The organism is Shewanella sp. ENK2 (assembly GCF_043568515.1).
Lineage (GTDB): Bacteria > Pseudomonadota > Gammaproteobacteria > Enterobacterales > Shewanellaceae > Shewanella > Shewanella japonica.
The window spans coordinates 1379859-1400774 of the sequence record NZ_CP171406.1 but is presented as its reverse complement, the minus strand read 5'-3'; the positions used below and the strand labels follow the sequence as shown (position 1 = coordinate 1400774).

Here is a 20916-nt window from a genome sequence, read left to right as displayed (position 1 = left end):
CATGAACCAAAGTATTTTTAATCACTTATTCGCTCGCAGTCTAGCGGTATTGATGGCGTTAGTATTGTCAGTATCAGTCCAGGCGTCTACTGAGCATCAGCATGAAGAACAACATTCAGAATCCAATCATGGCCATAACGAGTTACATCAAGATGAACATGATCATCAAGAAGGACATAAAGACAGCCATGGCCACAAAGATGAACATGATCACGAAGATGAGCACGGCCATGATGAGCATGAAGAAGGGCAAGTGCACATCAGTGCTGAGCAAATGGCCATTTCTGGGGTTATGACTGATTCAGCTCAGGCGGGTGAAATCAAAAAAGTACTTACTTTATATGGCCGCACTGTATTACCAGAGCAAAATGTGAGTCATGTCAGTGCACGATTTGCGGGCTTAATCACCAAGTTAACTGTCGAGGTGGGCGATAAAGTACAAGCAGGGCAAAAGATTGCTGAAATTGAGTCTAATGCGAGTTTGAAACGCTATGGGATTACTGCGCCAATTAGTGGTGTCGTAGTAAGTCGTCACGGCAATGTCGGCGAAATGGTAAGTGATAAAACATTAGTGAGCATTGTCGATAGCAGCCAACTATGGGGAGAGTTCCAAGTCTTTCATGGTCAAAAAAACCGAGTTGCTGTTGGGCAAAAACTCAGTGTGAACTTTGAGCAATTAAGGACGACTTCAACCATTCAATACTTGTTAAACCCAATGGGTAACGAGGCGTATTTACGTGCGCGTGTACCACTCGATAACACTGAAGGGCATTGGACTGTTGGTGCCTTATTATCGGGTGAAGTGACCCTTAGTAAGCACAACGTCGCGTTAGCCATTGATAATCGCGCCATACAAATTATGGAAGGTCAGCAGGTTGTTTTTGTCAGAAATGAAGAAGGCTTTGAAAAACGCATCGTAACATTAGGTAAAAAAGACAGTCAGAAGACAGAGCTGTTATCTGGTCTAGCAGAAGGTGAAGAGTATGCGGTCGAAAAAAGCTTTTTATTAAAAGCCGATCTTGAAAAGTCTAGTGCTGGCCACGTTCACTAAAAGGAGATGCAAATGATTGAATCTGTTTTGCGTCTTGCTATTAGCCGACGCTGGATGATGATGTTTTTAGCGCTGCTGCTAGTTGCAGTGGGGCTTTGGAGTTATCAAAAATTGCCGATTGATGCGGTGCCTGATATTACCAATGTGCAGGTGCAAATCAGTACCCGAGCAGAAGGTTATTCACCGCAAGAAACCGAGCAAAGAATCACTTACCCCATTGAAAATGCCTTAATGGGCATACCGAATCTTGCCTATACCCGCTCACTGTCGAGATATGGTTTATCACAAGTGACAGTGGTATTTGATGAGGGCACGGATCTATATTTTGCCCGTAATCTTATTAGTGAACGATTAAATGGAATTAAAGGAAAATTGCCTAGTGATATCGAGCCAGAAATGGGGCCAATTTCTACCGGCCTTGGCGAGATTTTCATGTATACCATTGAAGCTTTACCTGACGCACAGCAAGCCAATGGCCGTGAATATGATGCGACTGCGCTACGAGAGATCCAAGATTGGATTATCAAACCGCAATTAGCCCAAGTTTCTGGTGTGACAGAAATTAATACCATCGGTGGTTTTGACAAGGAATATCATATTACACCGCATCCAATGAAGATGCTGTCTTATGGCATCGCTTTTGCTGATATTAAATTAGCCATTGAAACTAATAACAGTAACCGTGGTGCAGGTTTTATTGAGCGAGAAGGGCAGCAGCTGACTGTACGTTCAGCGGCGCAACTTGCTTCGATTAATGATATTGAACAAGTTGTTGTTAAGCATATTGATAATGCGCCAGTGTTTATTAGTGATGTTGCCGATGTTGGTATCGGTAAAGCGCTGAGAACGGGCGCTGCAACACGTGATGGTAAAGAAACAGTACTAGGTAGTGCAATGATGCTGGTGGGGGAAAACTCCCGTCAAGTGTCTTTGGCGGTGGCAAGTAAGCTTGAGGATATCAAGGCGTCATTACCTGAAGGGATTAAAGTAGAAGCGGTCTATGACCGCACGACCTTAGTTGATAAAGCAGTCCATACGGTGCAGAAAAACCTCGTTGAAGGCGCATTGCTGGTCATTGTGGTGCTATTCATCCTACTTGGTAACGCTAGGGCTGCATTAATCACTGCTGCAGTTATTCCATTGGCAATGCTGGCAACGATGACTGGCATGGTACAAGCAGGTGTTTCGGCAAACTTAATGAGTTTAGGGGCGTTAGATTTTGGCCTTATTGTCGATGGTGCAGTGATTATTGTAGAAAATGCCACACGCCGTTTAGGTCAAGCTCAGGCGCAAAATGGCGGGCAGGTTTTAGCACGTAAACAAAGGTTGCAACTGGTATACGAAGCCACTAACGAAGTGATTCGTCCAAGCTTATTTGGTGTATTGATTATCACTGTGGTGTATATCCCGCTATTTAGTTTAACGGGCGTGGAAGGAAAAATGTTCCATCCTATGGCTGCTACGGTTGTTATGGCGTTATTAGCGGCATTGGTTTTATCGTTAACCCTAGTGCCAGCGGCTGTCGCGTTATTCATGACGGGTAAAATCAACGAAAAAGAAAGCCGAGTAATGGCATTAAGTAAATCGGTTTATAAGCCTCTCCTTTTGCTTGCGATGAAATTACGTTGGTTGGTATTAAGTGCAGCCCTAACCCTTGTGGCCTTCTCTATTTGGCTGGCGACGACGTTAGGCTCAGAGTTTATTCCACAGCTTAATGAAGAGGATATATTGCTGCAGGCTATTCGTATTCCAGGTACTGGTTTAGAGCAATCTGTGGAGATGCAATTACTATTGGAAGATCGTATTAAGCACTTTCCAGAAGTCTTAAACGTGTTCTCTAAAATAGGAACGCCTGAGGTGGCGAATGATCCTATGCCGCCCAATATTGCCGACACTTTCATCATGCTAAAACCTCGTAATGAATGGCCTGATCCTAAAATGAGCCATGAAATGTTAGCGGCTGATATTGTGGAGTCTGTTTCGGGGCAACCTGGTAATAATTTTGAGCTAACTCAACCCATTGAGATGCGATTTAATGAGCTCATATCAGGCGTGCGTGCCGATTTGGGGATTAAAGTGGTGGGTGATGACTTACAGCAGTTATTAACTTCAGCTAATGACATTCATGAAGTGTTAGAGAAGATAGACGGTGTGACGGATTTACAAGTCGAGCAAGTGACAGGCTTGCCAATGTTGTCGATTCAGCCTGACCGAATGGCGCTTGCTCAATATGGTTTATCAGTACAAGCATTGCAAAATTTTGTGGCGACAGCGATTGGCGGAGATGAGAACGGATTGATTTTTGAAGGCGATCGCCGTTTCAAAATAGTGACTCGATTGCCTGAAAATATCCGTAAAGATGTCGAGCACTTACACAATTTACCAATAGTGATGCCATCTGGTGAGTTTGTTCCTTTATCGGAAGTCGCAAGTTTATCTATTGCGCCATCGCCAAATCAGATCAGTCGCGAAAATGGTAAACGCCGCATTGTGGTTACTGCAAATGTTCGTGGCCGCGATCTGGGATCTTTTGTCGCTGAAGCCAAGCAAGACATTGCCGAACAAGTGGATATTCCAGCAGGTTATTGGCTTGAATATGGTGGAACGTTTGAACAGCTTGAATCAGCCAGTCAACGATTATCAATTGTGGTGCCTTTGACCTTAGCTATTATCTTAGGTTTATTAGTTATGGCGTTTAGCTCTGTAAAAGATGCGTTGATTATTTTTACCGGTATTCCGCTGGCTTTAACTGGTGGGGTCATTTCATTGTGGATAAGAGACATGCCATTGTCTGTTTCTGCTGGAGTAGGCTTTATTGCTTTATCGGGTGTGGCTGTACTTAATGGATTGGTATTACTGAGCTTTATCCGTCAACTTCACCAAGAAAAAGGCGAACTATTAAATGCAATTGTTGATGGTGCATTGATTAGATTACGTCCTGTGTTAATGACAGCATTAGTGGCAGGACTGGGCTTTGTGCCGATGGCGCTTAATATTGGCACCGGTGCTGAAGTGCAACGTCCACTTGCGACAGTGGTTATTGGCGGTATTATTTCATCGACTATTCTCACCTTGTTTGTTTTACCTGCATTGTATCAATGGATACATGGCCGAGCTAAAGCATAAAGAAATTAAGTGTACTTACACATGACAAAGCCCAGCAATTGCTGGGCTTTTACGATATGTCTTTATATTAACGGTTTAGTTTTGTTCGCATTGCTAGCCACTTAATTCAATGCATTGATAGTTAATCAGTAGGGTGTTGTATCACCATCTTATATTTTTCAATGAGATGTTGCCGCTTGCTGGCAAGCATATTGATTTTACTTGCATCGCCACCAGTGGTTGCTAATAGTCGTATATCCATCACTTTAAACCACAACCAAGGAATATAAGCCAGACCATACATACCAAAGTAGCCGCTTGGCAGTGTTGGTAAGTCATCGAAATGTCGTAATGATTGGTAACTGCGTGTTGCATTGGCGTGGTGATCAGAATGGCGTTGTAAATGAAACAGTGCCCAGTTGGAGAAAATATGATTACTGTTCCAACTATGATGAGGCTGCGGAGGCTCATAACGACCATTGGGTAGCGTACGTCTTAATAGGCCATAATGCTCAATATAATTTGCCGAGGTTAACTGCCACATAGACCAAAAAGCGCAAATGAGCAGATAGGGAATGACTGATACACCTAACCAGATCACCAAACCAATAAATAGCGAAAATGTTAATAGCATGGCCTGCCAAAACTCATTGTGTAAACTCAAGGAGGATTTTCCTGCCTTGTTGAGCCGTAACTTTTCGATTTGGTGAGCACGCATGATAGCGCCAGGGAGCTCTCGCAGTGCAAATCGATAGATGCTTTCTCCCATTTGAGCTGAAGCGGGATCTTCTGGTGTGGCCACATGTTTATGATGACCACGATTATGCTCAATAAAAAAATGACCGTAAGCTGCAGGAGCCAACACAATCTTGGCCAACCATTTGTCTATATTTTTACGTTTATGTCCGAGTTCATGGCCAATATTTAACCCATGACCACCTATGCTGCCTGCCAACAAGGCAACGGCTAAGTATCCGGAATAACTAAGGGAATAATTGGCAACAAACCAAGCACAATAGATGAATGTTGCCAGTACGACAAACACATTTAACCGTGTAATTCGAGCGTAAAATGGGTCGGATTCGAGTGCAGGAATAACTGATTCAGGTGGATTACTGGTGTCTTCTCCCATGACATAATCAATTAAGGGAAACAACATATAGACCACTGCAAAAAACAACCATAGAAAAATTTCTTGCTGATAGGTTTGATATAGCAAAGGCCCTGCGACAGCAATGGTGGGGATCAATAATGACAGCCACCAAAAGTGACGTTTCTTGTCTATGTATGTTGTGCCATCTGTGGCAATAAATACCCCAGCTTTTTCCATGCTGACTCTCCAGAACCATTATTACAATATGCATGGCTTATAGCTTAAACAAGCTGTTTAACTGTTAACCATACTGTTTATTAGTTAAGCACACATTGCTTTGAAGATAAACTGTGAGGATTTCGCTGTGGTGACAGGCATATTTTGTGGTTATAGCGCGTTAGTCAAAGCTGTTATAACGCCTTGAGAAATGAAATTACGCTGGAGCTGTTGAATGGCATTAGTATAAAAGCAAAAAAATGGCTCTGCTGGGGGAGCGAGAGCCAAGGACCTGATGAAACTTTTTACTTAACCAATCGGGTTAAGGTTTAGATTGCGAGTGCTTTTGGAAACAGTAATTCATTTTCAGTATGAATATGGACTTGTAAATCAGCATCAAATTCAGCCAAGGTTTTGTAGCATTTTTGCCAAGTGCTACATGCTCCTTCAGGAACTTGGTAGTTATTGGTGAGTTCGCGTAACTGTTGTAAAACACTGCCAGCATGATCATGTTCATGCTCCATGGCATTAATTGGATTACCAATATGCCCAAAGCAACCATTCACTTCTTCGCCAGCAGCGAGCCTTCTCATCGCAGGGAATAAAATCTGTTCTTCTTTCATTAAATGCGGCATCAAATCAGCAATCAGCGCACCAATTAGCATGGCTAATGGTTTAACCTCTGCATAATCTTCACCATGGACTTGCACCATTTTTTGCGAGTATTCAACTAGCAGCGGCGCTGTTTCACGCACGTATTGGTGATGCGTTGCTTCTAAATGGTCAATTAAAGCGGGTATTGGCAAAGCTTGTAATTGCTCAAAGCGAGTAGAAGGCATGGTTGCTCCAAAAGATGCAATAAGTTAATACCTGTATTTTAAATGCATCTTTTGGTTGGGCAATCATATTGATGAGTAATTGTTAGTTGGATCACATAATTTTAAGGCGAGTATCTCTTACTGAGTACACTTTTGCCCATTTATTAGTGGGCTCACTAACACCTGTTTACTGACTTGTTGCTGCTCAAGCATGCCACCGATGCGAAGCAACTGATCATGGTGACAAATTAAGCCACGATGATCCATGCTGGGTACATTAAGCGTTACAGGCGTTAACCATTGCATAGATTTAAAATCAAATGTGTATTGAACATTATGAGGGGCGCTCGGGTCGCCGTTATAGCCGATGCCGCTGTAATTGTATGGGTTATTACTGCCAGCCATAAAGATTGCTTGCCCTTCAGATGAATCACTGATTCCTGTGGCAGCCATACGGTAATGTGCAGTGGCTGTTGGTGCTTTATTAAGCTTGGCAGCCTGTTCACTGATCGAATAATGCGGCAATAATTGCCAGCTTATTCTTAAATGATTTTCTGGATTCACTTTACCAAACAAGCACACTGGCGATGACTGATAGTTGCGGCGTTTACCGATATTTGCCTGCACTTTTACACCATCACATAACACGATTTTATTGCCACTCATGGCGACAGCTTGACCAAATACGGCAGGAGCTGGGATAGGACTTGCTTGCTCCCACGTATCTGTTTTAGTGTCGTAAACTTGAACCAAATTAACATTGCCGTCGTTATGCCAGCCACCAAATAAGTAGATATAACGCTGCTGATAAACGCTGGCAGCAGTGTCATCAACAGCTACTGGCATGTCAGCAATGCGTTGGTATTGATTAGTCAGCACATCAAATTGGTAGTTATCGACAGTGCTTATTTCTTCATGGTTTTTAGCCACAGTATAACCGCCAAAAACATAAGCTTTATCATTAAGCCCCACAGCGATTGAAGCAAGACGACCCGCTAATGGCGCAACAAAAGGAACTGGGTTTAAAGGCTGCCATTGTGGATTAGACGCAGAAAGATTAACCCCCAAACCTTGTTATGCACTGCTTGATAATCTTTACCCTCAGCCAAGCCAGTAAAACTCAATAAGTAGTCGCCTTTTGCTGTCGTCACTTTGGCTACGGCGTTATTAGATACACCTTCGGGTAACTGGGGATAACTCGCATTTGCTGAAGGCATAAAACTCACAAGCGCTGTGATAACAGCGCCAAGTTGGCTTAATCGACTCATTCTCAATCCTTGTGATTTGTTATATTTTTTAGTTTTAATATTTTATTTTTAGTCATGCACATTTAAACATATTTGTTATCTCTACAATAAATCAAAGCTAATTAAGATAAGAAATGGTGGGGGCAGGTCCAAGAGTAAAGCGAGCAAGTTTGGTCTTTATTTAAATGCTGTTTTATGGTCAATTTTACGGTAAGTTAGTTTTTTCTGAATTAATTTGCTCACTGTTGTGAGAAACCCTATTCACTCAAAAATAGAATAATAAAACACAGGCAATTTGTTATTTTGAATACCAAAAAAGCAGTCAATAAAACCCTTAAGAAGGTCTCCTCAGCTCAGTTTCTTCACCGATGGCTCATGTTGATATTTGCAGTTCCAATTATTATATGGGGCTTTACTGGCAGTTATTTTGTATTGATGGATATTGGTTTTATCCGCAGCGATCATGTTGCAGTGAAACAAGCTGATAAAATATCACCATCTTCAATCTCTTACCCCATTTCTGAGCTTTATCAAGCTTACCCAGATGCTCAAGCTGTCATTGTAAAACCCTTACTTAAACAAATGGTGTATCAACTTAAGTTACCAGAAAAGTCATTATTGATTAACGCGCAATCTGGCCAGCCGTTTGGCAGTATTACCGAAGCGCAAGCAAAAGCCATTGCATTAACATTTCAACATCAGGATGCAATCTCACCTTCTACAAGTATCGTTTTAACCAAGTTACTCACCACTCAAGCTCCGTCAGAATTAGCTGCAAGACATTTACCTGTCTGGCAAATCAGGTTTGATGATATTGCCCAATCAACACTGTATATATCGGCGCAGACAGGCGATGTGGTGACAAGGCGTCATGAATATTGGCGTTGGTTCGACCTATTTTGGAAGTGGCACATAATGGATTATGACAACGGTGAAGCCATTGATAACGCCTTATTATTTTATACAGCGATAGGATCGTTTATAGCTGTATTCGCTGGTGGGATATTGATTTGGCAACGCCGTAAGAGGTACAGCTAATGAAAACCAAAAACCTAAAACGTTGGCTGAGGTTTTGTCACTATTGGTTGGGCACTATTGTTAGCATTCAATTATTAATCTGGCTAGGGACAGGGATTTATTTCAATATCACCCCAAGTGAAGACCTTAAAGGCACTCATTATTATCGCAGTATAGCGCCGCTCGATTTAACTTCATTTGGCAGTCATGATCTCGAGCCTTTATCGTCTATTCTCGAGCGATATAAGCCGATGGAGCAGGTCAGCACTATTATGCTTAATGACCGACCTATGTATTTATTAGACGAGCGAGTACAGCAATATCAGCATAATTGCCAACAACAAGTCGTAGTTGATGCATATAGTGGTAAAGAAGTCCTTATTGATGTCGAATTGGCAGAATCCATAGCCTTGCAAAGTTATACCGGAGCAGGCGAGATAATGAGTCACCGACAATTATCTACTAACTTTAAAGAGTGGCCAAAAGAATGTAACCCATTGTGGCAAGTCAGCATCAATGATGATTTGAATACACGTATTTACATTAACGGCATAAATGGTCGATTAGTTGGCCATAAAAATGACCACACTGATTTAGCCGATTTGATGTTTAAACTGCACTTTATGGATTACCTGCACCAAGGCAGTTTTAATAATCCCTTTAGCTGGGTATTTGGATTAATGATGTTGATTCTGTCGCTAACAGGTTTGTATTGGGTGATTGAGAATTTAGTGATGAAGCGATATCGATTTAAGCTTAATAGCAAGTTAAGTAGCAAGTCCAAGACAGTATAGAGTTGAGCTTAACTCGTGGTAAGGATTACCCAACTCACCGCAAAGTGAATAGAGATCAAAATTTTGCCTGTGTGTTAATGTTTGTCAATACAGAATAGGATGATTTCCCTGTGCCATTGATGTGGGATGATACACGATACCCAAGAGTGACAATTATCTGTCCTTGTTGCACTAAAAAGCGACTTAGACTTTATGGAGCTGTTAATGGCTGGGCTTTCCGTGAGTGCTTGGATTTGTCCTACCGTTGCCAGTCTGAATCGCCACTCCAGCGGTTAACCAGAGCAACCAGAAAGCAACGTAAGCAGATATGGGGTAAGCAAGCCGACCAAGATATACTATCAGCTAGCCACCCGATTAAACCGAAAGGCAAACATACGGCCAAGTTTGCAAGAGGCTTTAAGCGCCTAGATAGGCTTGAGGCTAGACGTTTGGCGTTACTCGATGTGCAAATAGGTAGCTTGTTATTACGCTTAGGTGGGGTTTCTAGTATTTATTAGTTATTGTTAGTTCAATATTTTTTAGCAATTCGTGAACATCAGGGTTGTTTGGCATAGGCAGTTTTTTAGCTTTTTTAATAGCTTCCTTCGCATATAAACAAACGTCACCATCGCCAGAAATTATGTTGGTTTTAGTAACCACGCCTTTGTAGTTTATTGAAAGTGAAATCTTACAGTTCTGATTTTGTGTGCCTCTAGGCATAAATCTCTGGATTGTAGATCTTATCATTCTCTCATAAATTTTAGCTTGTTCAGTCACTATTGTGGGGGCTGGTTTTGAAACTATGGCGGTATGGCGTGCAAGAGCTGATTCAGCATTAGTTAAACCTTTAGCACAGTTACTTTCTAATCTAGTTAATGCCGATAAAGAATCTTTAAGAGGAAATTGAATTAGGCGCGGTGTATTGTTGTAGTCTTTAAATTCAATTAATAAGTTCTCACCGCTTTTCAGTGAGGGCAGCATTTTAGAAATGTAATAATCGACGATAAATGCTGAGGTACCCTTAGTTGAGGCTCTTGATTCAATAGTTACCGCTTTATGTTTATCAACTCGGTATTTAGTCTTAAATATTTGGTCACCTAAAAACTGATAACGCCCTAATGAGAAAAAGATCTCTAATGCTTCATTGTTTGTGCATCTAACAGTAAGTAGCCCTTTTCTACTTGTACTTGAAACAGAGGTTGTATTGATAGACTGGTCTGTCATGGGGTCTAGTTTTTGTTGGTAGAGCCAACTGCTATTGGAAGCAATAGATGATGAAATGGGGGCAAGCATCATTAATGAAACAAACAGTACCTTGTAAAACGCTAATGTCATGAGTTTTAGATCTTTTATAAGAGAAAAGCTTAAATCCATTTAATCATAGCCATTTAGACTTCACACGACTTTTTCTAATGAATGAAAAATGACTGTTTGTAACCATGCGTGTAACTATTAACAAAAAAGGGCTAATCATTGCTGATTAACCCTTTTAAATACAACGAATTAAGAATCGCTTCTTAGTTCATGCCGTATTTTTTTAATTTCTTACGTAAAGTACCACGGTTGATACCTAACATGTTCGCAGCACGTGTTTGGTTACCACGAGTGTGTTGCATGATGATGTCTAGTAATGGTGCTTCAACTTCGCTTAAAACCATTTCATATACTTCAGACGCTTCTTGACCGTCTAACTGAGAGAAGAAGTTTGTTACTGCACGCTTTACTGCGTCACGTAATAGTTGTGGCTTGATTGTACCGTTAGCGGTTTCAATCTTACCTACGGTTAGCTGGTGAACTTCTGTGTTAGTAGTTGTCTGATCAAACATTCTATTCTGCTCTTTATATTAAAAATTTACTAATTCATCAAAGTAACATTCCACAAGGGAATATTGCTGTTCAGCGGTTTCAAGCCTATTGAAGTCAGCACGGAATTGTCGCTGTTCTTCTTGGTTTAGGTACCATCCCATATGCTTTCTCGCAAATCGGACACCTTTGTATTCGCCGTACAATTCGTACAATTTGTTCAGGTGTTCGAGCATGATTTCTCGTTGCTCGCTCGCCTCAACTGGCGGTAATTTTTTACCTGTTTCCAAGTAGTGGTGAATTTCTCTAAAAATCCACGGTCTGCCTTGGGCTCCTCGTCCTACCATCAAAGCATCGGCGCCTGTGTAATCTAAGACAAACTTAGCCTTTTCAGGACTGTCGATATCTCCGTTAGCAACAACAGGGATTGAGACATTTTGTTTTATTGCTTTAATCGTGTCGTACTCGGCAAAGCCTTTATACATGCATTGTCTCGTTCTACCGTGAACGGCGAGCGATGCAATACCACAATCTTCAGCAATGTGGGCAATTTCAACACCATTACGATGTTCAGGTTGCCAACCTGTGCGGATCTTAAGTGTTACAGGGACATCAACTGCACTAACAACAGCCTGTAAAATCTCTTTCACTAGCTGGGGATCTTGCATTAATGCCGAGCCTGCAAGCTTCTTATTCACTTTTTTTGCCGGACAGCCCATATTGATATCAATGATATGCGCACCTTGTTCAACGTTGAACTGGGCGGCATTTGCCATTAAATCAGGATCTGCACCTGCAATTTGTACTGAGCGAATACCTTCTTCACCAGAATGCATCATGCGCTGGCGGCTTTTATCTGTATCCCAAACATCAGGATTCGATGAAAGCATTTCTGATACTGCTAGGCCTGCGCCATAGCGTAAACAGAGGTTTCTAAAAGCGCGATCGGTGACACCTGCCATTGGTGCCACGATCAGCTGATTGCTCAGTTGATAAGGGCCAATTTGCATTGAGTTAATCACCTTGCTCGTCAAAGGGGCGCTATATTAGCCCTTTTTTGCGCTGCTGAAAAGGTCAATAAATGAACTAAATGTAACTTTTTTCTTGACTTTTAGTTGGGGAGTCGTAATAGCCCCTTTTGGCAGAGATCTAGCTGCCATAAGGGGTGTACTGCCTTTACCGTTATTTACGTGTACCTGTCAAGCGGCTCCAGTCTTCTTTGTGAGCCGCTTCATCCATGATGAACCATTGACTGTAAAATTGTGATATTTCTTCTGCTTGCTCTTGTAGGAGACCAGATAGGGCTAATTTACCGCCTGTTTTAACCTTTTCTGCAATTAAAGGCGCTAATTCACGTAAAGGACCCGCAAGAATGTTAGCAACCAAGATATCCGCTTGCAGATTGTCAGGTTGGTTCTCTGGTAAATATAGCGCTAATTTATCTGCAACGCCGTTACGTTCTGCATTGGCAGTTGATGCATCAATCGCTTGATAATCAATATCGACACCAGTAACTGTTTTAGCGCCAAGTTTTAGTGCTGCAATGGCTAAAATACCTGAGCCACATCCAAAATCGATCACTTCTTTATCAGATAAATCTAAGCTATCTAACCACTCTAAACATAATGCTGTAGTTGGGTGGGTACCTGTTCCGAAGGCAAGACCTGGATCAAGAATAACGTTAACAGCATCAGGCTCAGGAATATCACGCCAGCTTGGGCAGATCCATAAGCGGTTACCAAATTTAATCGGGTGAAAGCTGTCCATCCATTCACGAACCCAATCTTTATCTTCAATCTGTTCGATTTTATGTGTAAACCCTTTGCCTAGATAAGGCAGGGTTTCTAAAAAGCTCACTGTCGGAGCTAAGTCGGTGCCAGCATCAAACAGGGCAATCACGATAGTGTCTTGCCAAAGTGGTGTTTCACCTAATTTGGGTTCGAATATCGGCGTGTCTTTACCATCTTCATAGGTAATTGAGACAGAACCTTGCTCCATTAAGAGGTCGCCAAGCGCGTCGGCATGGTCGCTGTGAGTACTAATGCGAAGTTGAATCCAAGGCATGGAGTTTTCCTATGAGAATAATTTAATGGCCTATTGTACCTGCTTGGCGGGTAAAACAGCAGCATTTGATAGTGAAATATTGCTCAATTGCATTGAAAGGGCCATTTTCACACCTTTTGCTACTGGTTAATCTTTAAGCTATTAATATCCATGATGAAATCATCATATTCATCCGTTTGTTTGAATGTCACGATAAATTTATGAAACATAAGGTAAATTTTGAGTTCTTAAATTTGAACAATCTGTGACTGTGATCAACTTCTAAAAGACGGTGAATGCAGGGTGAGCTTGATCACGATTTAATTTTCTAGCACAAGGAGAAATAGTGATAACTGATAAGCTGAAATCACCAGCAATATGTCATTAACAGGCATGAGAACTATGACAGCTTCATCACAAACACAAAATCAAAAAATACATGACGTATCGTCAAAAGGGTACTTGAACCCCATTTGGGCTGCCAGAGCGGATAAATTACAAAGTGCCACTGGATTACTATTGGGCTTCTTTATCATTATGCATTTGCATTTTGAGTCGAGCATCCTAATCAGTAAAGAGGCGTTTTATCATGTCGGTCACTTTTTAGAGGGGGAATATTCAGTGAAACTGGACATGGCTTCCCAGTACTAACCAAATTTATCTCTGCCTTCATGTTAATTGTGGTGATTATTCATGCTGCATTTGCCTTGCGCCGTTTTCCTGCTCAGATTCAGCAATGGCGAGCGCTGCGTAGTCAAATGACAATCATGCCTCACCAAGATACAAAAATTTGGTTCTGGCAGCTGATCACAGGCTTTTTATTATTCTTCCTCGCGCCTGTTCATCTATACGACATGATCACTAATCCTGCGATTGGTCCGCATTTATCGGCTGAACGTGTTTACCACCAAGATGTGTGGATGCTGTATGTATTACTGCTTCCTGCCGTTGTTATTCATGCCATGTTCGGCTTATACCGTGTTGCCGTTAAGTGGGGCATTACCACTAAACGTATGGCAGCGTTAAAACTTGCCAAGTTTATGGTGATTTACTTGATGATTATTGGTATCGCAAGTTTGATGACTTACATCGTGATTGGTCAATCGTTGGAGTTACCAGTGACTCCTTTTGTGCCGAGCTAGAAGCTTAAGAGTTTTAGGTTAATGAGTCACATATGCCATTAACCTCGTATCGAATTTAAGGAATACCCGTGAAAATAATTTATACAGACTCATTAGTCGTTGGCGCAGGCCTTGCTGGTTTGCGCGTTGCTATTGCTTCAAAAGAACGTGGTTTAGATACCGTGGTGCTATCGCTAATCCCTGCTAAGCGCTCTCACTCTGCAGCGGCTCAAGGCGGCATGCAAGCGAGCCTTGGTAATACAGTTAAAGGTATGGGGGACGATGAAGATGTCCATTTCCAAGATACTGTAAAAGGATCTGATTGGGGCTGCGATCAAGACGTAGCAAGAATGTTTGCCCATTGTGCGCCAAAAGCGGTGCGTGAACTGGCTAACTGGGGGGTACCTTGGTCACGTATTACTGCTGGCGATCGCCAAGTGGTAGTGAATGCTGAAAAGGTCACGATTACTGAAGCTGAAAAAGCCCATGGCTTAATTAATGCCCGTGATTTTGGCGGGACTAAAAAATGGCGTACTTGCTATACCGCTGACGGTACAGGTCATTCATTGTTATATGCAGTAGATAACAAAGCCATTGAAATGGACATTCCTGTTCATGAACGTATTGAAGCTTTATCACTTATCCATGATGGCAAACGCTGTCACGGTGTGATTGCACGCTGTTTAATTACAGGTGAATTACGTGCCTATATTGGCAAGGCAACCACTATTGCTACTGGCGGCTATGGTCGTATTTACGAAGTGTCTACCAATGCAATCATCTGTGAAGGTATTGGCCAAGCATTGGCATTAGATACGGGGGTTGCCGCCTTAGGCAACATGGAAGCGGTGCAATTCCACCCAACAGCGATTGTGCCTGTAGGGATTTTAACCACTGAAGGCTGTCGTGGTGATGGTGGCTTATTACGTGATAAAGATGGTCATCGCTTTATGCCTGACTATGAGCCTGAAAAGAAAGAGCTCGCATCACGTGATGTGGTATCACGGCGTATGACCGAGCATATGCGCAAAGGTAAAGGGGTTGATAGCCCTTATGGCCCACACTTATGGCTTGATATTACTCTGCTTGGCCGTCAACACGTTGAAACCAACTTACGTGAAGTAAAAGAGATTTGTGAAAACTTCCTTGGTATCGACCCTGCGAAAGATTGGATCCCAGTCAGACCGACTCAGCATTACTCAATGGGCGGTATTCGTACTAATGCTACCGGTGAAAGTCCGCAGCTTGCAGGTTTATTCAGTGTCGGTGAGGCAGCCTGTTGGGATATGCATGGCTTTAACCGTTTAGGCGGTAACTCACTAGCAGAAACCGTGGTTGGCGGCATGATTATCGGTAAGTATGTGGCCGATTTTTGTGAGAAGAATACCCTAGAGATTAATACACAAGTCATCGATGACACCATGTCAAAATTACAAGGCGAAATTGACGAGCTATTAGTCGGTGAAGGTACTGAAAACGTATTTGATATCAAGCTTGCTATGCAGCGAATTATGATGGATTACGTGGGTATTTTCCGTAACGGCACTGAACTAGAAAAGGCAGTGACAGAGTTAAAAGACTTACTTAAGCGCAGTAAAAATATCGGTCTTAAGTGTAAAAAACGTCACGCTAACCCTGAGCTTGTCGAAGCATTAAGAGTGCCACGTATGCTGCGTGTTGCCTTAACCGTTGCATGTGGCGCTAATGCGCGCACAGAAAGTCGTGGCGCTCATGCTCGTGAAGATTACCCGCAACGTAACGATAAAGAGTGGCTAAACCGCACATTATCAACCTGGCCAGATGAAAATGCTCTAGAACCTAAGCTAAGTTACGAGCAGCTTGATGTGATGAAGATGGAGCTGCCACCAGGCTATCGCGGCTATGGTAATGATAATGCGGTTGCACACCCTGATACCGCAGCGCGTGAAGCACAGATTGCAGAAATTCTTGCTGAATTAGGTGATGATGCCGACCGCTTTGATAAACAAGCAGCCATCATGCCATTCGATTTACCTGAAACATTACGCCCTCGTAATGAAAGATTAAGTGACACTAGTGCAGTGTCGGGAGAGAAGTAATGAGTAGCCCACGTACTATCAGTTTTGATATTTTTCGTTATGATCCACAAGATCCTAACGATAAGCCAAAAATGGTCACTTACGAGTTAACCGAAGCGCCTGGTATGACAGTGTTTATCGCATTGAACTTGTTACGTGAGCAGCAAGATCCATCATTGCAATTCGATTTTGTTTGTCGTGCAGGTATTTGTGGAAGTTGCGCCATGGTGATTAATGGCAAGCCAACACTGGCGTGTCGCACCTTAACGGCTAACTTCCCTGATGGAAAAATCAAACTTATGCCATTACCGGGTTTTGAGTTGATTGGCGATTTATCGGTGAATACAGGTAAGTTCATGCGTGAGCTGGCTGAGCGTTTACAGCTTTGGTTGCAACCTGACAGTAATGATATCGACATTCACCGCTTAGAAAACCCAATGGACCCAGCCGAAGCGGCTAAGTTATATGAACTAGAACGCTGCGTTGAATGTGGTGTGTGTGTTTCTGCTTGTGCAACCAAACAAATGAAAGATACCTTTGTTGGTGCAGTGGGGATGATGAAAATTGCCCGCTTTGAAATGGACAGCCGTGATACCCGCACAGCGGAAGATTTCTATCATGTGATTGGTAATCAAGATGGTGTGTTTGGCTGTATGACCTTACTGGGTTGCCAAGATGCTTGCCCGAAAGACTTACCGCACATGCAGCAAATTGCTTACCTGAGACGCAAAATGGCGCAAACGATTGTGAGCTGTTAATTCATAGCTAATTATTAAAAAGCCGCATACCTGCAGAGGTAAGCGGCTTTTTTGTCTATGGATTTAGCTGTTAACTATTTGATTAATAAAGGTTGGCATATGAAATAAGCTTTGCGCCAATCCTTGGTAGAGATACCCTATTTTCTTGCTAGGGATGCCGATTTCAGCTTATTGAATCCCTTTCAGTCCATTCGGGTAATAAAGGTTTGCTCGTCATCCACAAAAGCGACAAAACCGCCGTGATAGATAAATACCCGACCACGGCCCTCAACTAAACAGGCAAGCTGTGGGTTCAAATCTTCTTCGTTATCTTGGCTTTGAAATGTGCCGGTATCGGTGATTACGCCGTTGAATGTAGGCAAATATCCATAACTGCGCTTGGCTTGATCAATCAAGCTCAATTCGCTGGCGCTTGAGAAGTAAGATGGGATAACACCTGCTTCTTCGATAAACATCGTTTTCAGTTCTTCAAAAGCTGTAATCACTAGCCAGTCGATGTCGTTAACATGATGGATAAACATTTCTATAAATACCTAGTTTCTCGGTAATTCTGATGGGGATATTTTATCACTAATTAGGAGAGAACCTAGTAGATATTTAGTTGCTGAAGCTGGTGGTTTTGTCGTTTCATTTCCAAACTTTGTTTGGATTGAGTTAAAGTCGTGGCGTTCTCTCGGCTTCCAAACTTCGTTTGAATTGAATCAAAATCGTGGCGCTTCGCCCACACCCGACGAAAGTGAAACAACAGCATTTCCCTTCTCGACATCCCTTGCCGCCCCAACGAAATTACTCTTTCAAAGCGAGTAAGCCTCATGCTTATTCGAAAATAGCTAACGCTTTAGACAGGCCATCCATGGCCAACTAAAGCTAGCCTGACGTCCTGTCAGGCTTACGCTATTTTCTTCAACGCATTTCAGCAATTTCAATGGGGAATTGTTGTACCCGCAGGTTCGTCTGTTGGTCCAGAGTAAGTGCTTGATGTCTTGCATAAGTACTTTATCTGTTTGTGACCTTCTTAGAATGCTCAATTTGTATTGAGGCAAGCAATAAAATTGCGTGAGTCTAGCCATGGATGGCTAGCTAGCTTTCGAGGGGAAGGGACGCCCCATCGTAAGCGTTAGTGATTTTTGCAGCTTGTCGAAGTTGTCTACAAATGAAGTAAAAAGCTGGATATTTCTCCATTGAAATAATCGCTTTTCAGATTAATTCGTGGGAGCGGCAAGGGTGATGCAAGAGGGGATTGCTGTTGTTTCCCCTCTTGCTCTGGTGTGGGCGAAGCGCCACGACGTTAATCCAAACGAAGTTTGGAAATAAAAGATGAGGTGACGATCATAATCAAGAATGCGTTTTACAAGTTTAAGAGCTAGCTCATCTCTGCCTTGTTATGAGTTACGCAGTTTGGCTTATATAGGGAACATTGAAAGTGTTGAAGACATGTAAAATTTACTTTGACCCAACTAATTTATAATGCCAATCAGCTTAACTGATTGGCGTTATCCATAAGTGGGCGTTTTTAAATGTATTGTAAGTAATGCCTACCAGTAATTATTTCTCTCAATAGGCCTGCTTTCCAGTCGTTCACACCAAAGTCCTCTCTCCGTTGAAAGTACTGAGTTAACAAAATGCCTTTAACCCTTTTTTTATCAATTTTACCTTTGTAAGACCTCAAATCAGCAACAATTTCGCCTAGTTTTGTCGGAATATGTTCTTTGTAAATATTTAAAATTTTAAGTTTATCAAAATGCATTACTATATTGGGATGATTGGTTAACTTATAATTTTTGAGGAAATAAGTTGCCTTTAAAATGCCATTATTATTGGAAATGTCACAACCTATAAAGTTAAATGAAGGTATGTCGTCTATATAAAAATTTATTATCCCTCGATAAGTTAGTTCTTTCCAATACTGTGCTTTTTTGCCATTGCAAGTTCCGCACATCCAAATCAAGTTTTTCGAAAATATTGAAAATTCAGGATATAACTCTTTTGGAATGTAATGATCTATAGTGTTTGCAGGTAATAACCCACAACTTGGACAAATTTGTTTTAAGTGTTCTTCTTGAATTGTTTTAATTTGACTTTTGAGGGTGCTAACAGTTTTTGAGTTTCCTTCGTATAAATAAATAAGTGCTTCGGATTCAGCATTGTCTCTATTGCTGTCACTTACAAAAATAATGTTTTTTTCATCAAATTTATCGTTGTATTCATTATATCGAAGACACACACTAGCTGATAAGTTATTAAGAAGTGGCTTTCTAAGATTAGGTTCCTTATTAACAGTATTAACCATTGAGTTAACAATGTTGTTATAGTTTTCCATATCATTACATACGTAGTGAATTCTTTTTTCATTCTATCGAAGGCTCTCTAGGAATAATTGACTGTTTAAACTCAACTTGTTATTAAACAACTGATTAATTTCTTTGTTAGTATACTTTTTCGCTAAATTTTCAAGAATGTTTTTATATGGTTGTTCTGACTCAAATGTGTTGAATACTTCGTTTGTTATGGCATTTAAGTTTTCACCTAGTGACTCTAACTCTAATGTTCGAGTCGTAAGTTTACCGCTATAGTTATCAAATACACGCACAAATTTTGAGGGTATTTGCTGGAGTATTATAGGGGAGTGAGTTGCGATTATAGCGTAAGCATTTAGCTGTAATAACATTTTGTTTATTGCAGGTATTAAATTTGATATAGCTAGGGGTGGAGGTGTAGTTCAGGTTCGTCAAAAAGGACTAATGACTCTTTCTTTGTCTCAGCGATTATCTGAGTAAATGAATATAATAGTATACCTTCCCCAGAACTAAGATATGACCTTTCAACAACGTTAGCATAAATTCTATCTACAAAAAACTCGTTGTATATACGCTCTAGTTTTTCTTTGGGTATAAATTTACTAAGCGTATTTCCCCATATCTCCTCAATATTTCTATCAGATATTTTTTTACAACTAGCCCTATAATTAGATAGCATGGCTTTTTTATTCATAAAACCATTCCTGTCACGAAGTCCGCAGTATTTATAACTAAAGGTTTTTTCTTTTTTCGGTATTTCAAAGGTATCGAAGGCACTAAAAGAAACTGAAATTACTTTACTAAATGGTGGACGGGATCCAGTGAATTCGCCATTATTTTTTCTACCACTCATACTAAGGGCTAGATCAGCTAAGAAGGTTGTCTTTCCTGTACCATTTTCACCTATTATGATATTTGTGCGAGATTTTATAGGCACTTCACTGTCGAAATCGAATGAACAAATTGTGTTATATTTTTCATTACCATTACTAAATTCAAATGAGTATGAATCAATAAACTCATCACCGTTCACGATGTATGAACCAAGCTTGAGTGCTCGTTCAGCATCGCTATACCTAATTAGAGAAGATTTAAAGTTTATATTTGATTCGAAGATGTCTCTTAAACCATGCAGAATAGATAAGTCATTCAAACTCTTTAGAACATCTTTTGCAGTTTCGGGTAATAGATTTTTAATATCTGAATAAAAATCTTCTGATTGGCCAAGAAAGCCTAAACTGTCTGGGAGACTATCAAACTCACCTGAAGTTTTTAAGTACCCATCTTCACTATACTCATCAGCATCTACTGAGATAACCTTTGCTTCACCTAAGTCCGTATATTTTTCATTTTTATCTGAGTAGATGCTCACAGTGTATGTGGACTTAGTACCGTAGTCGTCCCAGTTTCGGAAATACAATAGAACATGATCTTCACTTTCTGGTGTGAACCCATTATCAAATTTTGAAACTACAATTATCTTCATTTAGTTTAATAGCCTATGGTATTTAGTTGAT

At 41.2% G+C, this 20916-nt stretch carries 17 protein-coding genes and 2 pseudogenes; 8 read left to right on the top strand and 11 right to left on the bottom strand.

From position 1 onward, the window contains the following. Position 1 precedes the first annotated feature (1 nt). Positions 2 to 1051, top strand: a complete 1050-nt coding sequence (locus tag ACGEDC_RS06240) for an efflux RND transporter periplasmic adaptor subunit (protein ID WP_394497161.1) — start codon at positions 2 to 4, stop codon at positions 1049 to 1051. A gap of 12 nt (positions 1052 to 1063) precedes the next feature. Then, complete coding sequence (locus ACGEDC_RS06235) at positions 1064 to 4177, top strand: efflux RND transporter permease subunit (RefSeq protein WP_394497159.1); 3114 nt, start codon at positions 1064 to 1066, stop codon at positions 4175 to 4177. 121 nt (positions 4178 to 4298) lie between these two features. Here the strand turns inward: ACGEDC_RS06235 and ACGEDC_RS06230 are convergent, their stop codons facing one another. The 4 genes and pseudogenes from ACGEDC_RS06230 to ACGEDC_RS06215 all read right to left on the bottom strand — a co-directional run bounded on the left by ACGEDC_RS06230 (position 4299) and on the right by ACGEDC_RS06215 (position 7551). Beyond that, positions 4299 to 5486 (bottom strand): alkane 1-monooxygenase, encoded by a 1188-nt coding sequence (locus ACGEDC_RS06230; RefSeq protein WP_394497157.1) that lies wholly within the window; start codon positions 5484 to 5486, stop codon positions 4299 to 4301. Between the two features lie 308 nt (positions 5487 to 5794). Continuing rightward, positions 5795 to 6310: pseudogene (locus ACGEDC_RS06225) on the bottom strand (hemerythrin domain-containing protein); the annotation flags it as partial. Between the two features lie 111 nt (positions 6311 to 6421). After that, the gene (locus ACGEDC_RS06220) at positions 6422 to 7351 is read right to left on the bottom strand and encodes a Kelch repeat-containing protein (RefSeq protein ID WP_394497155.1); all 930 of its coding nucleotides are present in this window, start codon (positions 7349 to 7351) and stop codon (positions 6422 to 6424) included. Continuing rightward, complete coding sequence (locus ACGEDC_RS06215) at positions 7306 to 7551, bottom strand: hypothetical protein (RefSeq protein ID WP_394497153.1); 246 nt, start codon at positions 7549 to 7551, stop codon at positions 7306 to 7308. Before ACGEDC_RS06215 ends, ACGEDC_RS06220 begins: the two co-directional genes overlap by 46 nt. A 354-nt stretch (positions 7552 to 7905) precedes the next feature. Between ACGEDC_RS06215 and ACGEDC_RS06210 the strand changes: the two genes are divergently transcribed. The 3 genes from ACGEDC_RS06210 to ACGEDC_RS06200 all read left to right on the top strand — a co-directional run bounded on the left by ACGEDC_RS06210 (position 7906) and on the right by ACGEDC_RS06200 (position 9838). After that, positions 7906 to 8568 carry a peptidase gene (locus tag ACGEDC_RS06210; RefSeq protein WP_394497151.1) on the top strand — a complete coding sequence of 221 codons (663 nt, stop codon included), beginning with the start codon at positions 7906 to 7908 and terminating at the stop codon, positions 8566 to 8568. Further along, positions 8568 to 9341: a peptidase gene (locus tag ACGEDC_RS06205; protein WP_394497149.1), complete on the top strand. Its 774-nt coding sequence runs from the start codon at positions 8568 to 8570 to the stop codon at positions 9339 to 9341. The genes ACGEDC_RS06210 and ACGEDC_RS06205 overlap by 1 nt, the downstream gene beginning before the upstream one ends. Positions 9342 to 9451: 110 nt before the next feature. Then, a complete protein-coding gene (locus tag ACGEDC_RS06200; protein WP_394497147.1) occupies positions 9452 to 9838 on the top strand; it encodes a hypothetical protein in 387 nt (128 codons plus the stop codon). Here the strand turns inward: ACGEDC_RS06200 and ACGEDC_RS06195 are convergent. From ACGEDC_RS06195 to prmA, 4 genes are all read right to left on the bottom strand, one after another. Beyond that, a complete protein-coding gene (locus tag ACGEDC_RS06195) occupies positions 9825 to 10694 on the bottom strand; it encodes a cell envelope integrity TolA C-terminal domain-containing protein (protein ID WP_394497145.1) in 870 nt (289 codons plus the stop codon). The two genes, ACGEDC_RS06200 and ACGEDC_RS06195, sit on opposite strands and share 14 nt — an antisense overlap. Before the next feature lie 143 nt (positions 10695 to 10837). Then, on the bottom strand, positions 10838 to 11146 hold the full coding sequence (gene fis, locus ACGEDC_RS06190) for a DNA-binding transcriptional regulator Fis (RefSeq protein WP_055023591.1): 309 nt from the start codon (positions 11144 to 11146) through the stop codon (positions 10838 to 10840). An 18-nt stretch (positions 11147 to 11164) separates the two neighbouring features. Then, positions 11165 to 12133 (bottom strand): tRNA dihydrouridine synthase DusB, encoded by a 969-nt coding sequence (gene dusB, locus ACGEDC_RS06185; protein WP_055023590.1) that lies wholly within the window; start codon positions 12131 to 12133, stop codon positions 11165 to 11167. A gap of 172 nt (positions 12134 to 12305) precedes the next feature. Further along, entirely contained in the window at positions 12306 to 13187 is an 882-nt protein-coding gene (gene prmA / locus ACGEDC_RS06180; RefSeq protein WP_055023589.1) for a 50S ribosomal protein L11 methyltransferase, read from the bottom strand. Between the two features lie 381 nt (positions 13188 to 13568). On the opposite strand from prmA, the pseudogene ACGEDC_RS06175 reads away from it, so the two are divergent. From ACGEDC_RS06175 to ACGEDC_RS06165, 3 genes and pseudogenes are all read left to right on the top strand, one after another. Beyond that, positions 13569 to 14308: pseudogene (locus ACGEDC_RS06175) on the top strand (fumarate reductase cytochrome b subunit). A gap of 68 nt (positions 14309 to 14376) precedes the next feature. Continuing rightward, positions 14377 to 16365 (top strand): fumarate reductase flavoprotein subunit, encoded by a 1989-nt coding sequence (locus ACGEDC_RS06170; RefSeq protein ID WP_394497141.1) that lies wholly within the window; start codon positions 14377 to 14379, stop codon positions 16363 to 16365. Then, entirely contained in the window at positions 16365 to 17102 is a 738-nt protein-coding gene (locus ACGEDC_RS06165) for a fumarate reductase iron-sulfur subunit (protein ID WP_394497139.1), read from the top strand. The genes ACGEDC_RS06170 and ACGEDC_RS06165 overlap by 1 nt, the downstream gene beginning before the upstream one ends. Positions 17103 to 17284: 182 nt before the next feature. Here ACGEDC_RS06165 and ACGEDC_RS06160 read toward each other — a convergent pair whose 3' ends face one another. The 3 genes from ACGEDC_RS06160 to ACGEDC_RS06150 all read right to left on the bottom strand — a co-directional run bounded on the left by ACGEDC_RS06160 (position 17285) and on the right by ACGEDC_RS06150 (position 20885). Then, a complete protein-coding gene (locus tag ACGEDC_RS06160; RefSeq protein WP_394497137.1) occupies positions 17285 to 17623 on the bottom strand; it encodes a cytosolic protein in 339 nt (112 codons plus the stop codon). A gap of 992 nt (positions 17624 to 18615) precedes the next feature. Continuing rightward, on the bottom strand, positions 18616 to 19422 hold the full coding sequence (locus ACGEDC_RS06155) for an HNH endonuclease (RefSeq protein ID WP_394497135.1): 807 nt from the start codon (positions 19420 to 19422) through the stop codon (positions 18616 to 18618). A gap of 380 nt (positions 19423 to 19802) precedes the next feature. Further along, positions 19803 to 20885 carry a hypothetical protein gene (locus ACGEDC_RS06150; protein ID WP_394497133.1) on the bottom strand — a complete coding sequence of 361 codons (1083 nt, stop codon included), beginning with the start codon at positions 20883 to 20885 and terminating at the stop codon, positions 19803 to 19805. Positions 20886 to 20916: the final 31 nt, after the last annotated feature.